The sequence below is a fragment of the Sphingomonas sp. P4_G2 genome (assembly GCF_056401155.1).
The window spans coordinates 294,157-307,202 of record NZ_JBFUJY010000005.1; the positions used below are offsets into that span (position 1 = coordinate 294,157).

General features: G+C 65.9%; 17 protein-coding genes. 10 read left to right on the forward strand and 7 right to left on the reverse strand.

All coding sequences use genetic code 11. From position 1 onward, the window contains the following. Nucleotides 1–36: 36 nt before the first annotated feature. Nucleotides 37–669, reverse strand: coding sequence for a Vgb family protein (locus AC1DRD_RS15915; protein WP_478028826.1), 633 nt, complete (start codon nucleotides 667–669; stop codon nucleotides 37–39). 9 nt (nucleotides 670–678) lie between these two features. Further along, complete coding sequence (locus AC1DRD_RS15920; protein ID WP_478042103.1) at nucleotides 679–1,899, reverse strand: helix-turn-helix domain-containing protein; 1,221 nt, start codon at nucleotides 1,897–1,899, stop codon at nucleotides 679–681. A 139-nt stretch (nucleotides 1,900–2,038) separates the two neighbouring features. Here AC1DRD_RS15920 and AC1DRD_RS15925 point away from each other — a divergent pair, with 139 nt between their 5' ends. From AC1DRD_RS15925 to AC1DRD_RS15935, 3 genes are all read left to right on the forward strand, one after another. Next, entirely contained in the window at nucleotides 2,039–2,677 is a 639-nt protein-coding gene (locus tag AC1DRD_RS15925; RefSeq protein WP_478028828.1) for a glutathione S-transferase family protein, read from the forward strand. Nucleotides 2,678–2,775: 98 nt separating this feature from the next. Further along, entirely contained in the window at nucleotides 2,776–3,546 is a 771-nt protein-coding gene (locus AC1DRD_RS15930; protein ID WP_478028829.1) for a DUF899 domain-containing protein, read from the forward strand. Next, the gene (locus AC1DRD_RS15935; protein ID WP_478028830.1) at nucleotides 3,543–3,791 is read left to right on the forward strand and encodes a hypothetical protein; all 249 of its coding nucleotides are present in this window, start codon (nucleotides 3,543–3,545) and stop codon (nucleotides 3,789–3,791) included. Before AC1DRD_RS15930 ends, AC1DRD_RS15935 begins: the two co-directional genes overlap by 4 nt. A 9-nt stretch (nucleotides 3,792–3,800) precedes the next feature. On the opposite strand, the gene AC1DRD_RS15940 is transcribed toward AC1DRD_RS15935, so the two are convergent. Next, entirely contained in the window at nucleotides 3,801–5,723 is a 1,923-nt protein-coding gene (locus tag AC1DRD_RS15940; protein WP_478028831.1) for a TonB-dependent siderophore receptor, read from the reverse strand. Nucleotides 5,724–5,841: 118 nt separating this feature from the next. Here AC1DRD_RS15940 and AC1DRD_RS15945 point away from each other — a divergent pair, with 118 nt between their 5' ends. Next, nucleotides 5,842–6,096, forward strand: coding sequence for a CBU_0592 family membrane protein (locus AC1DRD_RS15945; protein WP_478042104.1), 255 nt, complete (start codon nucleotides 5,842–5,844; stop codon nucleotides 6,094–6,096). On the opposite strand, the gene AC1DRD_RS15950 is transcribed toward AC1DRD_RS15945, so the two are convergent. Further along, on the reverse strand, nucleotides 6,062–6,868 hold the full coding sequence (locus tag AC1DRD_RS15950; protein ID WP_478042105.1) for a LytTR family DNA-binding domain-containing protein: 807 nt from the start codon (nucleotides 6,866–6,868) through the stop codon (nucleotides 6,062–6,064). The two genes, AC1DRD_RS15945 and AC1DRD_RS15950, sit on opposite strands and share 35 nt — an antisense overlap. Before the next feature lie 118 nt (nucleotides 6,869–6,986). Between AC1DRD_RS15950 and AC1DRD_RS15955 the strand changes: the two genes are divergently transcribed. The 3 genes from AC1DRD_RS15955 to AC1DRD_RS15965 all read left to right on the forward strand — a co-directional run bounded on the left by AC1DRD_RS15955 (nucleotide 6,987) and on the right by AC1DRD_RS15965 (nucleotide 8,514). Continuing rightward, on the forward strand, nucleotides 6,987–7,562 hold the full coding sequence (locus tag AC1DRD_RS15955) for a hypothetical protein (protein ID WP_478042106.1): 576 nt from the start codon (nucleotides 6,987–6,989) through the stop codon (nucleotides 7,560–7,562). Between the two features lie 105 nt (nucleotides 7,563–7,667). Then, a complete protein-coding gene (locus AC1DRD_RS15960) occupies nucleotides 7,668–8,015 on the forward strand; it encodes an arsenate reductase (RefSeq protein ID WP_478042107.1) in 348 nt (115 codons plus the stop codon). Nucleotides 8,016–8,073: 58 nt separating this feature from the next. After that, nucleotides 8,074–8,514 (forward strand): hypothetical protein, encoded by a 441-nt coding sequence (locus AC1DRD_RS15965; RefSeq protein WP_478028836.1) that lies wholly within the window; start codon nucleotides 8,074–8,076, stop codon nucleotides 8,512–8,514. Between the two features lie 16 nt (nucleotides 8,515–8,530). On the opposite strand, the gene AC1DRD_RS15970 is transcribed toward AC1DRD_RS15965, so the two are convergent. The 3 genes from AC1DRD_RS15970 to AC1DRD_RS15980 all read right to left on the reverse strand — a co-directional run bounded on the left by AC1DRD_RS15970 (nucleotide 8,531) and on the right by AC1DRD_RS15980 (nucleotide 9,858). Further along, nucleotides 8,531–8,761, reverse strand: coding sequence for a helix-turn-helix transcriptional regulator (locus AC1DRD_RS15970; RefSeq protein ID WP_478028837.1), 231 nt, complete (start codon nucleotides 8,759–8,761; stop codon nucleotides 8,531–8,533). A 255-nt stretch (nucleotides 8,762–9,016) separates the two neighbouring features. Then, nucleotides 9,017–9,439, reverse strand: a complete 423-nt coding sequence (locus tag AC1DRD_RS15975; RefSeq protein ID WP_478042108.1) for a hypothetical protein — start codon at nucleotides 9,437–9,439, stop codon at nucleotides 9,017–9,019. Nucleotides 9,440–9,441: 2 nt separating this feature from the next. Further along, nucleotides 9,442–9,858, reverse strand: coding sequence for a hypothetical protein (locus AC1DRD_RS15980; protein ID WP_478028839.1), 417 nt, complete (start codon nucleotides 9,856–9,858; stop codon nucleotides 9,442–9,444). Between the two features lie 124 nt (nucleotides 9,859–9,982). Between AC1DRD_RS15980 and panB the strand changes: the two genes are divergently transcribed. The 3 genes from panB to AC1DRD_RS15995 all read left to right on the forward strand — a co-directional run bounded on the left by panB (nucleotide 9,983) and on the right by AC1DRD_RS15995 (nucleotide 13,022). Beyond that, complete coding sequence (gene panB / locus AC1DRD_RS15985; protein WP_478028840.1) at nucleotides 9,983–10,855, forward strand: 3-methyl-2-oxobutanoate hydroxymethyltransferase; 873 nt, start codon at nucleotides 9,983–9,985, stop codon at nucleotides 10,853–10,855. Between the two features lie 149 nt (nucleotides 10,856–11,004). Further along, nucleotides 11,005–11,688 (forward strand): tetratricopeptide repeat protein, encoded by a 684-nt coding sequence (locus AC1DRD_RS15990; RefSeq protein ID WP_478042225.1) that lies wholly within the window; start codon nucleotides 11,005–11,007, stop codon nucleotides 11,686–11,688. Between the two features lie 5 nt (nucleotides 11,689–11,693). Then, a complete protein-coding gene (locus AC1DRD_RS15995; RefSeq protein ID WP_478042109.1) occupies nucleotides 11,694–13,022 on the forward strand; it encodes an outer membrane protein assembly factor BamB family protein in 1,329 nt (442 codons plus the stop codon). The last annotated feature ends 24 nt before the right edge of the window (nucleotides 13,023–13,046 follow it).

Here is a 13,046-nt window from a genome sequence, read left to right on the forward strand (position 1 = left end):
AGTCCCGGCCGCATGCCGCACGATCACGCCGCGCCGTTACGTCGGTCGGCGGACGGCCCGCACCTTGCCGCTGTTGCCGCCGCCGCAAAAGAACCGGTCGCACCCATCGGATTCGAGGCCCGATACCACGACCCCCTCGGGCATCTCGATTTGCTCCAACACCTCTCCGCTGCGCGGGTCGATGCGTCGCAGGTCGCTCGCTTCGTCTTCCCAGGTGCCGTGCCACAGCTCGCCATCGACCCAGGTGACTCCCGTCACGAAACGATTGGACGCGATCGTGCGCAGGATCGCGCCGGTCTCGGGGTCGATCTGGTGGATCCTGCGCTCGCGATACTCGCCAACCCAGAGCGTGCCTTCGGCCCAGGCGAGACCCGAGTCCTTGCCGCCGCCCGGCGCCGGGATGGTGGCGAGAATCCGTCCGGTCGCCGGATCGATCTTCTCGATGTTGCTCTCGGCGATCTGGAACAGATGTTCGCCGTCGAACGCCGTGCCGGCATGCGCGGCAATGTCGAGCGAGCGCCGTTGCTCGCCGCTCTCCGGATCGAAAGCGTTCAACCGGTCGCCCGATGCGAACCAGACGTTCGTGCCGTCGAAGGAGACCCCGCCGACCTGCTCGACCTCAGGGAAGGGTCCGTATTCGCGGACGATCTGCGCTTTGGATGTCTTCATGCCTGTATCCTAGCTGCCCGGGAACGGTGCGGGGAGTAACAAGGTCGTCGCGAATCCAGGCAATGGTGGCGTCGTCCAGCGCTGCGCCCGACCGCGACCCAGGGCTTGCGCCTTGCCAGTCGCAGCAAGCGCGTCGAGCGCACGTTGCACCGTGCGCTGGCTGGCGCCCAATGCCAGCGCCAGCGCCGAGCTCGACCAGGATTCACCGTCGGCGAGCAATGCCAGCACGCTGGCCTGGTCCTCCTCGACGGGGCGGGCCAGCACGACGATCTGGCGCGCGCCGAGCGGCGAGAGCCTGAAGCCCAGCGTGGTCGCACTCACCCGCGCGATCGGCAGCAGCAGCTTGCGGAGGCGCCCAATCTCGACCCGCAGCCGGGCGCGGTGCGATTCGTCGACGAATCGCGCGCCGAATGCCCGCGCGAGCAGCATGTCGCGCGGCACATCGCCGGGCCAGGCTTCGCCGAGCGCGCGGGCCAGCGCGAAGAGCACCGGACGCGTTGCCAGCGGAACGATCGTGTCTCGCGCACGCACGAGGTTGCGACAGGCGTCGATGACGATCGCGTCCGACGCCAGCACAGCTTCGACCTGTTCGAGCCGGAGAGGGCGCTCGTCGCCGCGCGCGATTGACCGCGCTGCTGGCGTGTCGAGCACCGCGAAGGCCTGCTCGACTTCCGCGGCGAGCGCCGGAATGCGTGCCCAGCGTGCCGCCTCCTCGGCGCGGCCGAGCGCCGCGCGCGCGGCACCGGCCCGAACGCGCCGCATGGCGATGCCGGCCATCGTCAACTCGTGGATCGCGCGCAGCGGGGTGGGAAGTGCCGAGACGTCCAGTCGGGCCAGCTTGCCTTCGGCATCGTCGAGCCGCCCGAGCAACAGCAGTCGCCGCGCCTCGAGATAATGCGCATGGGCCGCGTTTGCGCGATCGCCATGGGATTCGAGTGCCGCCGCCGCCGCGGCCAATGCCTTGGTCGGCCAGGTCAGGTCGCGCGACGCGAGCGCGATCTCGGCTTCGGCGACGACGCATCGTGCACGCGCCACGGGCTCCCGCGGGCCAAAGGCGCGCGCCGCGCGACGCACCAAGGAACGGGCGCGATCGAAGTCGCCGAGCTGCGCCATGGCGATACCGCGGAGCGCCAGCGCCGGCGCGTCGTCGCGCAGCGCGATGCGGTTGAGCGCGCCTAGCGGATCGCCTTTCGCCAGCGCTTGCGCCGCGGCGGCGATCAGCGAGTCCATCGAAATCCCGCCACGATTGTCACTCTCACCCTTCCGGCGACGCGCCCTAGATGCCGTTCGTGACCGATGGCTACCGACGGATCGGTGCCCGCAAGAACAGACATAATTGCGCCTGGTCGGATGAAAAGGAGCATTGGCAATGATTACCATTTCGGCTTTCCGCGACGTTCCGGATTTCGCCAAGGGGTTGGTGCGCGACTTGCGCGTACGCTGGGTGCTCGAGGAGGCGGGCCTTCCCTACACCGCACGGCTGCTCGAACAGGGTGACCAGGATCATCCGGACTATCGCCTGATGCAGCCGTTCGGGCAGGTCCCGATGTTCGAGGAAGACGGGCTCGTCCTGTTCGAATCGGGCGCGATCGCTCTTCATGTCGCGGAGCGGTCGGAGGCGCTGCTGCCCAAGGAGCCGGCGGCGCGCATCCGGGCGGTGCAATGGCTGATCGCCGCGCTCAATTCGGTCGAGCCGTCGATCGTCAACCTCTTCCTGATCGACTTCATCTTCACGAACGAAGAATGGGCAAAGCTGCGCCGGGCGAGCGCCGCCGAGTTGATGAACAAGAAACTCGACGCGGTGGCCAAACGGCTGGGCGACAAGCCGTTCCTCGACGGCGAACGCTTCACCGTCGGCGATCTGATGATGGCGACGGTGCTCCGCTTCCACCCCGAGGTCGCGCAGCGTGATCCCCGGCTGGCTGCCTATATCAATCGCTGCATGGCGCGGCCCGCTTTCCAGCGCGCGCTGAATGCTCAGCTCGGCGATTATCGCGAAGCGGCCTGAGTAGCGCCCGGCGCCTTCTCGACGACCATCGCGGCATCCGCATCCGCGAGAAGGCGCCGGCGACGTATGACGTGCGACGATAGGAAGGAGATTCCACGATGACGTCCCACCAAATCGGAACGCGCGAGCAATGGCTCGCGGCGCGGCTTGATCTGCTCGACGCGGAAAAAGCGTTGACGAGACAGAGCGACGCGGTTGCCGAACGGCGTCAGGCGCTGCCCTGGGTACGGGTCGACAAGGACTATCGGTTCGATACCGAGCAAGGCGAGGTGGCGCTGGCGGCGCTCTTCCAGGGTCGGTCGCAATTACTGGTCTACCATTTCATGTTCGGACCGGAATATCCCGCGGGATGCATCTCCTGCTCGGCGATTGCCGACGGCTTCAACGGCATCGCGGTGCACCTCGCCAACCATGACGTGATGCTGTGGGCCGCGTCGCTTGCTCCGCTCGACAAGCTGCTTGCCTTCAGGGAGCGGATGGGCTGGTCCTTTCCCTGGGCGTCGACCCAGGGCCGCGACTTCAATTACGACTTCAATGTTTCGATCTCCGAAGAGCAGCAGCGTGCGGGTGGCACCGAATATAATTACCGTCGGGGCGGCCATGCGATGACCGAGGCAACGATACCGCCGGTCGTCAACCAGAGCGCGGCGCGGACCGGCGCCGACCCGATCGCCTATCTGCGCCAACGTCCCGGCCTCAGCGCATTCGTCATCGAGGACGGCGTAGTCTACCACAGCTATTCGACCTACGCCCGCGGGCTCGACGGGCTGTGGGGCATGTTCCAGTGGCTCGACCGCGCGCCCCGGGGACGTGACGAACACGGGATTTGGTGGCGCCATCATGACCGTTACGCGGAGACCGCGGCATGATCACCGCCGATGTCCAGCATGGGCGCCGCAACGATGCAGCGCCCGACGCGGCCGGATGGCTTGGCATCGTGGCAACCCCGACCTTTATCGGGATGGCGCTGTTGAGCTATGCATCCGGCGCGGACGGCACCATGAACTGTTCCGCGTCCGCGATGTCGCTGTGGGGCGGAATGGTGCCGATGTACGCGCTGATGGGCATCTTTCATTCGGGGGCCTGGCTACGGAGACTGGCGCGTCGACGCTGAGTATGGACCCTAGACGTCGACTGCCAGGTAGCCGGTGAGGTACCGTCCCGCGCCTGCGCCGTAGATGCCGGGTCCGGCGACGTTGAAGGGGCGATTGTCGAATAGATTGGTCACCTGCATGCGCAGGGTTGCGTCGCGGTTGACCAATTTGAACCGATAGCGGCCGCCGAGATTGAGCTGTGCGCGGGCGGGCAGCGACACCAGATTGTCGGTGGTCGACGGCACCTTGCCGCGCTGGAGCAGGGTGGTGTCGAGCGACAGCCCGTCGAGCACCGGCGTCTTCCAGTTGAGGTTCAAATTGACGAGGTGCCCCGGCAATCCCACGGGGCGGGCGCCGATCGTGCCAAGTGCATTGGGATCGCGCTCGACCCGGGCGCGCAGGAAATACCCGCCCGCGACGACATTGAGCGTCCGCGTCAAATTGCCCGACACCGACACTTCCGCCCCCTGGCTGCGCGTGGTGCCGACCTGGGTGTAGCGACTGGCCGCGTCGAATCCGAAATAGGGCTTCCGCAGGTCGAACACGCCGGCGATCAGCTTGACGTTCCCCGTCACCGTCCAGCGGATGCCGGCGTCCTTCTGTTCGGTCAGGATCGCGTTGAGCGGCTGATTGCGGTTGGCCGCGTTGGGCGGCGCCACGCCGCTTTCCTCGAGGCCGCGGGCATAACCGGCATAGAGCGACACCGATTTGGACAGATAGGCCGCCGCCGTGCCGTTATAGAGCCATGGCCGCGATCGCGAGACGATCGGCGCGACGCCGGGAAGCCAGGTGGTCTTGCGGTAATCGGCACGCGAGAGGCCGAAGCTGATCTCGCCGATGTCGCGCCAGCGCCCGTCATAGGCCACGCCCAGGGTCGCCTGGCGAATGCGGTCGCGCGATGACGCGCCGAATACGAAATTCGGCCTGGGCGAATCCTCCTCGACACCGATCCGGGTCGGCCCCAGATCGACGTCGTCCGATCCGCCGAACTGATGACGCGCGTCGCGTTCGCGCAGGCTGAGATGGATCACGTGCAGCCGCGGCCCGTCGACGATGCTGTGCGTCAGCCGAACCTCGCCGCTCAGCGACACGTTCTTCGCGCGCGGATCGGCGATGAGCAGGCGGTCCGCCGTCCCGTCGGGCTGCAAGTCGACCAACAGGTTGGCGTAACTCTTCTTCTGATCGAACACCGACCGGAACGCGCCGACGCGAAGCAGCCAGGTCTTGCCCGGCGCATAGGAAGCGAGCAGTCCCTGATTGGTCCCGGTATAGCGGAAATCGGCCCATTGCGGCCCATCGAAGCTGTGCGCGGGGGGCTTGGGCGGCAGATACTTGCCCGCCGGCACGTAGAACGGCCCCGCCTCATCATTATAATCGTTGGTCAGCGTCCAGAACGGCATGATCTCCACGCCGGGCGCGGGGCGCCAGCGGACGATCAGCCCCTGGCTGTGATTGAAATTGTCGGTGCCGTCGGGGAATGCGGTGCGCCCGACGATCGCGCCATAGCCGACCGACAGCCGCTTGCTGACCGGCAGCGATCCGTCGACCTCCAGCCCATAGGAACTGTAGCTGTCGGCGTTGAGCACGATCGAGGCGGCGGCCTTGTCGCCGGGACGACGCAGCAATTGGTCGACGATCCCGCTCGGCGCGGCGAACGGATAGCCCTGCGCCGACAGGCCGACCTTGATGCTGGTCGAATCGTTGATGATGCTCGACAGCGCGATCGCGGGGTCGAAATACATGCCGTCGATCCGCACGTTCCCCGCCGCGGTCGGTGAGAAGCCGCGCGCATTGCTCGACGTGTAGATGCCGATCGTCTCGCGCCCGACGCTGAAGCCGAACCCGTCCTCCGCCTGCGTCACCGCATTGTCGTCGGCGCGATCCTGCGCGACGGCGGGAAATGCGATCCCCGCCAGCAACAATGTCAGCGTCGCCGAGCCCAGCCGCCCCATGCCCTTCCTCCCAAGCCGTTATATCGTCTTATGACAGCATATCAGCCAATCGGGGCTGAATGCCGACTTAACGGTGATGGCTGGACGGCGGCGGCGAACCGCGTCATCGGCAGATCGCATGACAGCGGAACGCATCATTATCGAAACGATCGGCTGGACCGGCGCCGTGGTGATCCTGCTTGCTTACCTCCTGCTGTCCGCGGGTCGGGTCGGTGGGCAATCGCGGCTCTATCAGTGGATGAACCTGGTCGGGGCCGCCTGCTTCGTCGTCAATAGCGGCTATAACGGCGCGATCCCCTCGGCCGTGCTCAACGTCATCTGGGCCGGGATCGGACTCTTCACGCTGTGGCGGATCGCGCGGCGTCCAACCTAGGGGCAGGGAACAGGCGCGCCAGCGTCGGCACGGCGCGGACCGCCGCGACGCGATTGCGTGCGACGGGAACGATCACGCCGCCGTCGAGCCGTAGCCGTATATTGCGCCCGTCGCGCTCGATCGCGCGCACCGCCGACACTGCCACCCACCAGCTTCGATGCGTCCGGATCCCCACCGCACCATAACGCGCGATCGCGTCGGCCATCGGCATCAGTTCGAGCCGGCTGCCCGAGCCCTGGTGCACGCGGACATAATGATCCTCCATCTGCAGGCAGGTGACATGGTCATTGGCGAAAGCGGGCGGCATCCGCGCGGAGGGCATGGCAAGCTCCGGCGCAGGCCTGCGACGCGCCTCGGCCGCCAGCCACAAGCCGACCACCATCGCCTCGACCAATGCCGTCTTCACATACCAGTCGATCAGCGACATCCGAGCGGCTTCTCCAGGCCATGCCCAGCGGCCGAACGCCGCAGCCGCCAGGCTGACGGGCAAGGCCGCCGCCAGGATCGCGATCGCCAGCGCCACAGATGCGGGCACGCCGCGTGCGCGCAGCATCCTGACGACCGGCGGCACGATCAGCCCGGCAAGGCCCGCGCCGATCACCATCATGCCGGTCCAGTTGAACAGGCAGATCAGCAGGTCGCCACCGAGATAGCCGAGGAAGCCGACCACGCCGCCCGCAACCGCGCCGAAGGCAAGCAACCGCAGCCAACCGCCGGGCGTGCCGATTCCCGCTTCCCAAAGCTCGACGCCGCGCCGCGCACCGTCCGCCATGCCCACTCCCGTACCCGTTCGCCCAGTCGCGAATATCCGCTGGCAAGTCACTGTCGCGGCGAGGTTAGCAGGCCGGACGGAGCGGGAAAGCTCCTTTTCCCTTCCGAAGGAGAGAGCGATGACCAACCCGATACGACCGGCTCGGCGTGACCTGCTGGCGGGCGCGTTGCTGGCGAGTGGGCTAGGCTTGGCGGGTCGGGCGACCGCCGTCCTACCCCCGGCGGAGGCGCCGACCGGCGACATCCACGATTTCGATTATCATCTCGGCCACTGGACCGCGGTGCAACGACGACTGAAGAAACGCTGGACCACCAATCCGGAATGGGACGAATTCCCCAGCAACGACATTTACGGCCAATATCTCGATGGCCTCGTCAATGTCGACCAGGTCAACTTTCCGACCAAGGGCTGGTCGGGGCTCACGGTCCGCACGTTCAATCGCGCCCGGCGGCAATGGTATATCTATTGGATCAACAGTCGCGACGGCGTGCTCGGGACGCCGGTGATCGGCGGTTTCCGCGGCAACAACGGCTTGTTCTACGGTGATGACAGCGATGACGGCATCCCGGTCAAGGTTCGCTTCATCCGCACCAAGCAACCGCCCGATCGCGAACGCTGGGAACAGGCCTTTTCGCGCGACGGCGGCGCTACCTGGGAAACCAACTGGACCGCCGACTTCACGCGCGTGCGCTGACGGGTATCGGCCCGTGACCGATCGGCGAGCCCGGCTTTCGGCGATATCGCGCGGGCCGGGCTTGCCTGATTGCCTGATGGCGGAGCCCGGCCTAAGCACACGGCCATGCTTACCCTATACGGCATTCCCAATTGCGACACGGTGAAGAAGGCGCGCACCTGGCTCGGCGACCATGGCGTCGCCTATACCTTTCACGATTACAAGAAAGCCGGAGCCGATGAGGCATCGCTGCGCCGCTGGACGAGTGCCTTGGGCTGGGAAACCGTGCTCAATCGCGCGGGTACGACGTTTCGCGCGCTCCCGGATGCTGACAAGGCCGATCTCGACCAGGACAAGGCGATTGCGCTGATGCTGGCGCAGCCGTCGATGATCAAGCGCCCGATCGTCGAAGGCGACGGCGTGCTGGTCGCCGGGTTCAAGCCCGATGCCTGGCAAACGGCCGGCATCGGCTGAGCTTGCCACGGCGCGCATCCGAGCGCAGTCTCCTCCACATAAATAGGGGAGGGGAATCATGGCTCAAACCGCCAAGCCGCCGGTCTGGTTCTGGATCGTCGCGATCCTGTTGGTGCTGTGGAACGCGATCGGCGTTTATTTCTGCGTCGAGCAGTTCCGGCTGGGTGCGGCGTCTGCAATGTGGGAACAAACGCCCTATCACCAGGCGCTCTACCGCTCGCTGCCCAGTTGGTACAATTATGTCTACGCCGTCGCCACGTTCGGCGGATTGCTCGGCGGTCTTGCCTTGCTGTTGCGCGAACGCCGCGCGATCATCCTGTTCTGGATCTCGCTGATCGCCGTCATCGTGCAGTTCGGCTACACGTTCGCGATGACCGACCTGATCGCGCACGAGGGCGCGGCGAAGGTGGTGCCGTTCCCGGTATTCATCGCGCTTGTCGGCCTGTTCGCGATCTGGTTTTCCGGGATGGCGGCGAAAAAGGGCTGGATCGGGCGCTGATCCAGGGGGAGGGCGCTCAGCCCTCCCATTGGAACACCTCGTCTAACGGTTTGCCGAACACCTGGGCTATGCGGAACGCGGCTTCCAGCGTGGGCGAATATTTGCCCGCCTCGATCGCCGCCACGGTCTGGCGAGTCATGCCGATCCGCTCGCCCAATTCGGCCTGGGTCATCTCGTTGGCCATGAAGCGCAACAGGCGGATCTGATTGACCACCCGGCCGGGAAGCGGCTTGGGGCGTGTACTCATGACCGGCAGTGCCCTGGACGGAGCGGATTTTGGCGCAGGGCAAGAAGCGAGGAGGGAGCGATGCGTTTCTGCATCGTGACCGACGAGCGACGCCGCCCGGCGCCAAAATCCGCCCGCCGCTTCGCGGTTGCGCTGGGAGGCGCGCCGGCGTCGTCGCTTGCTTGCGCGTAGCTCAAGGCTACGCGACTGCGCTGCGCTCCTAGCCAGCACGCCTCCCAGCGCAATCCAGGGCGTTGCCGGTCATGAGTACACGCCCTAACCATGCCAGCCCCTCCGGTAGCTCGTCACGATCAGGACATGGCGGACGGTTTCCGCCAACACGATCGCGAGCAGCGCCGCGTTGACGATCTTGGGCGCCGGATCGCTGAACGGCATCACCACGCCGACCATGATCGTCCCGACCAAAAGCACGTAATAGCCGGCGCTGCCGCCGCGCCGGGCGATCGCGCGGTCGCGTTCATCGGGCCTGGCGCGTCCTTCGGCGCCGTCGCGCACCGCCAGCACGATGTGGCCGATGATCACTACGATCGCCTGGATCGAGGCGACGATGCCGAACGTCCAGACGATGTCGAGCAACCTGGGCCCGACATGCCCCGACAGCACCAGCGAGAAGTAGATGACATAGGCGACGATCATGCAGATGAGCGTCAGCCAAGCGGTCTTTTCGCGATAGGCCATGATCATGCTCCCCGCCGATAGCCGACGATCTGCGCGCCGTAGTGGACGATCTCGGCGATCACGATTGCGGCCATGATCCCATAGGTCATCCCCTTGGCATCGACGCCGAAATGCATGCTGGCGGCAACGCACACGATCAGGCTCAGCAGCACCGGATAGGCGAGCGCATAGGCGCGGCGCGAGACCGCCTTGTCGCGTTCGTCGCTCGCCGCGCTGGCGTCCTTGGGTGACAGCACCGCGGAGACGATCGCCCCGACCGTGACCAGTCCAGTCTGCACGATCACCGCGGCGAGCAACCCGCCGAATTGCGCCGGCCCGGGCAAGTGCCGCGCGGTCGTCAGCAGGAAGGTGAAATAGGCGCCCCACACGACGACCGTGGTGGTCACCGATAGCCAGGCCATCTTTTCCCTGAATGGCATTGTTGACCTCATGTTCGAATCTATAAACTCAATGTTATATAAAACTAACATGAAGTCAAGCGTGGGATACAATCGCGGCGTTCGGTGCTGGCGGCGCGGGCGGCAAGCCGCTAGGGAGCGCGCCATGTCCACGACCTTCACGATCGACACATCGACCAGCCGCGCCAACCCGACGCCGGCACCGATGAAGCGCCTCTCCGTCCCGGCGATCCAGCGCCGCAAGTTCGAGGGAAAGACGCAGGAACCGCTGGTGATGCTGACCGCCTATACGGTCCGCATGGCGCAATTGCTGGATCCGCATTGCGACATGCTGCTGGTCGGCGATTCGTTGGGGCAGGTGGTCTATGGCCTGCCGTCGACGCTGCCGGTCACGCTCGACATGATGTGCGCGCACGGCGCCGCGGTGGTGCGGGGCAGCTATCATGCCGTCGTTATCGTCGACATGCCGTTCGGCAGTTACGAAGCCTCGCCCGAACAGGCCTTTGCTAGCGCCAGCCGTATATTGGCCGAAACCGGCTGTGCCGCGGTCAAGCTGGAGGGCGGTGCGGTAATGGCGCCGACCATCCGCTTCCTGACCGAACGCGGCATACCGGTCATGGCGCATATCGGCCTGACCCCCCAGGCGATCAACACGCTCGGCGGCTATGGCGCGCGCGGGCGAAGCCAGGAGGAAGAGGCCAAGATCAAGGGCGATGCGCAGGCTATCGCCGCTGCCGGCGCTTTCTCGGTCGTCCTGGAGGGCGTCGTCGAGCCAATCGGCCGCGCGATTGCCGAAACCACCGACATTCCGGTAATCGGCATCGGCGCATCCGCCGCCTGCGACGGCCAGGTGCTGGTCGCCGAAGATATGCTCGGCCTGTTCGAGCGTACCGCACGCTTCGTCAAGAAGTACGACGATATGGCCGGTCGCATCACCGACGCCGCTACGCGCTATGCCGAAGAGGTGCGCAACCGGACCTTCCCCGGAGTTGAGCAGACCTATTTGCCGAAGGTCTAAGGACGCCTAAGCCGCGTTGCTTTTGGGCGGCGCGCCGCTAAGGGACCCCCCTAGGAACAGTCGCCGATCACGGCCATTGCGAGAGCCGAACGCGGTCCCTAAGGTCCGCCGACTTATTTTTGCCCCCAATTGGAGCCTACCCCTTGGCTGTGACGCCGAAAACCGATGAAGCTTTCCTGCGCGAGGTCGATGAGGAACTCCGCCGCGATCAGATCGTGGGCGTGTGGAAGAATTATGGCCGCGTGATCATTGGCCTGATCGTGGCCGCGCTGGCGATTTTCGCCGGCGTGCTCGGCTGGCGGGCATGGAGCCATGGCGCTGCCGAAAAGCAGGCGATCGAGCTTCAACAAGCCTATGACTCGATCGCCAGCGGCAATAGCCAGGCGGCCAAGGCCCCGATCGACAAGCTCGCCGGCGACAGCGCACCGGGCTACCGCGCGCTCGCCAAGATGCTGCAGGGCAACGACTTGCTCGCCGCCGGCAAGACCAAGGAAGCCGCGGCGAAATATGGTGAAGTCGCGGGCGATAGCAGCGTCGGGCAGCCGATCCGCGACCTCGCCACGATCCGCCAGACCCATACCGAATTCGACACGCTCGCGCCGCAGGTGGTGATCGACCGGCTGAAGCCGCTCGCGACCTCGGACTCGGCCTGGCTCGGCAGCGCCGGCGAGATGATCGCGATGGCCGATCTCAAGCTCAACCGGTTGGCGGAAGCGCGCGCGATGTTCAAGATGATCGCGGAGAGCGACAAGGTTCCCGACAGCATCCGTCAACGCGCGGTTCAGGCGACCCAGGCTCTGGATCCCGGCACGAACGTTCAGAAGGGCAAGTAAATAGCATGACGACCAAGTGGAGGATGCCGATTGCGCTGGTGGCGCTGACCGCGCTCGGCGCGTGCGGTGCGTTCAAGGGCGGCGGAAAGAAGACTCCCGTACTCGGCGACCGCGTGCCGATCCTGGTGTCGGAAAGCGATGCCAAGGTCGATCCGGCGATTTCGGGGCTCGACGTCCTGTTGCCGGCGCCCGTCGCCAACACCGATTGGGCCCAGCCCGGCGGCAACCCCGAAAAATCGATGGGCCATCTGGCGCTGGGTGGATCCGTCTCCCGCGTTTGGACGGTGTCGATCCCCGCGGGGTCGAACCGGCAGCGGCTGGCGGCGTCCCCGGTGATCGGCGACGGCAAGCTCTACGCGGTCGATGTCGACGGCGCGCTGCACGCCTTCGATGCCAATTCGGGCGCGTCCTTGTGGACCGTGCCGATCGCCAAGGCGGAGAAGAGCAAATCGGCGCGGTTCGGCGGCGGCGCGACCTATGACAATGGCCGCGTCTATGCGACCTCCGGCCTGGGCGACATCGTGGCGTTCGATGCCAAGACCGGCGCCGAAGTGTGGCGCTCCAAGCCAGGACCGCCGCTGCGCGGATCGCCGACCGTCGTCGGTGACCAGCTCTATACGTTGAGCCAGGACAACCAGCTTTATGCGCTGTCGACGGCCAACGGGCAGCAAGTCTGGTCGGCCTCGGGCAGCCTCGAGACGCAAGGCGTATTCGGCGTCGCGGCGCCGGCAGTGGCGCACCAGACGGTCGTCGCCGGCTTCTCGTCGGGCGAACTCAACGCCTATCGCGTCGAAAATGGCCGGGCGATCTGGGGCGACGCCTTGTCGCGCACCAGCATTTCGACCTCGGTGTCCAGCCTCGCCGATATCGACGCCGATCCGGTGATCGACGACACCAATGTCTACGCCTTGGGGCAGGGCGGTCGTCTCATCGCCGCCAATCTCGCCACTGGCCAGCGTTTGTGGGAGCAGAACTTCGCTGGCATCTCGACGCCCTGGCTGGCGGGCGAGTGGCTGTTCGTGGTGACCGACGAAAGCAAGCTCTACTGCCTGCAGCGCTCGACCGGAAAGATCCGCTGGATCAGCCAGTTGCGTGCCTTCCAGGTCGAAAAGAAGAAAAAGAAGAAGAACCCGCTGACCTGGTACGGTCCGGTCCTTGCCGGCAATCGCCTGGTGCTGGTCAATTCGCTGGGCGACATGGTGTTCGCCTCGCCGAGCGACGGCGCGATCGGCCAGACTATTCCGGGCAAGGACGGCTTCAGCCTGGGGCCGGTGGTCGCCAACAATACGCTCTACGTGCTCGACGGGCGCGGACGCATTTCCGCCTATCGCTGAGAGTCTGTTTGAAAACGCGCTGAG

What these genes read in the sequence shown, in the direction of transcription:
- AC1DRD_RS15925 (WP_478028828.1), top strand. Translation starts at nt 2,039, where the DNA reads ATGATTACCATTTCGGCTTTCCGCGACGTTCCGGATTTCGCCAAGGGG.
- panB (WP_478028840.1), top strand. Translation starts at nt 9,983, where the DNA reads ATGTCCACGACCTTCACGATCGACACATCGACCAGCCGCGCCAACCCG.
- AC1DRD_RS15950 (WP_478042105.1), bottom strand. Translation starts at nt 6,868, where the DNA reads ATGGCGGACGGTGCGCGGCGCGGCGTCGAGCTTTGGGAAGCGGGAATC.
- AC1DRD_RS15920 (WP_478042103.1), bottom strand. Translation starts at nt 1,899, where the DNA reads ATGGACTCGCTGATCGCCGCCGCGGCGCAAGCGCTGGCGAAAGGCGAT.
- AC1DRD_RS15965 (WP_478028836.1), top strand. Translation starts at nt 8,074, where the DNA reads ATGGCTCAAACCGCCAAGCCGCCGGTCTGGTTCTGGATCGTCGCGATC.
- AC1DRD_RS15960 (WP_478042107.1), top strand. Translation starts at nt 7,668, where the DNA reads ATGCTTACCCTATACGGCATTCCCAATTGCGACACGGTGAAGAAGGCG.
- AC1DRD_RS15995 (WP_478042109.1), top strand. Translation starts at nt 11,694, where the DNA reads ATGACGACCAAGTGGAGGATGCCGATTGCGCTGGTGGCGCTGACCGCG.
- AC1DRD_RS15970 (WP_478028837.1), bottom strand. Translation starts at nt 8,761, where the DNA reads ATGAGTACACGCCCCAAGCCGCTTCCCGGCCGGGTGGTCAATCAGATC.
- AC1DRD_RS15955 (WP_478042106.1), top strand. Translation starts at nt 6,987, where the DNA reads ATGACCAACCCGATACGACCGGCTCGGCGTGACCTGCTGGCGGGCGCG.
- AC1DRD_RS15980 (WP_478028839.1), bottom strand. Translation starts at nt 9,858, where the DNA reads ATGCCATTCAGGGAAAAGATGGCCTGGCTATCGGTGACCACCACGGTC.
- AC1DRD_RS15940 (WP_478028831.1), bottom strand. Translation starts at nt 5,723, where the DNA reads ATGGGGCGGCTGGGCTCGGCGACGCTGACATTGTTGCTGGCGGGGATC.
- AC1DRD_RS15930 (WP_478028829.1), top strand. Translation starts at nt 2,776, where the DNA reads ATGACGTCCCACCAAATCGGAACGCGCGAGCAATGGCTCGCGGCGCGG.
- AC1DRD_RS15945 (WP_478042104.1), top strand. Translation starts at nt 5,842, where the DNA reads ATGACAGCGGAACGCATCATTATCGAAACGATCGGCTGGACCGGCGCC.
- AC1DRD_RS15935 (WP_478028830.1), top strand. Translation starts at nt 3,543, where the DNA reads ATGATCACCGCCGATGTCCAGCATGGGCGCCGCAACGATGCAGCGCCC.
- AC1DRD_RS15975 (WP_478042108.1), bottom strand. Translation starts at nt 9,439, where the DNA reads ATGGCCTATCGCGAAAAGACCGCTTGGCTGACGCTCATCTGCATGATC.
- AC1DRD_RS15915 (WP_478028826.1), bottom strand. Translation starts at nt 669, where the DNA reads ATGAAGACATCCAAAGCGCAGATCGTCCGCGAATACGGACCCTTCCCT.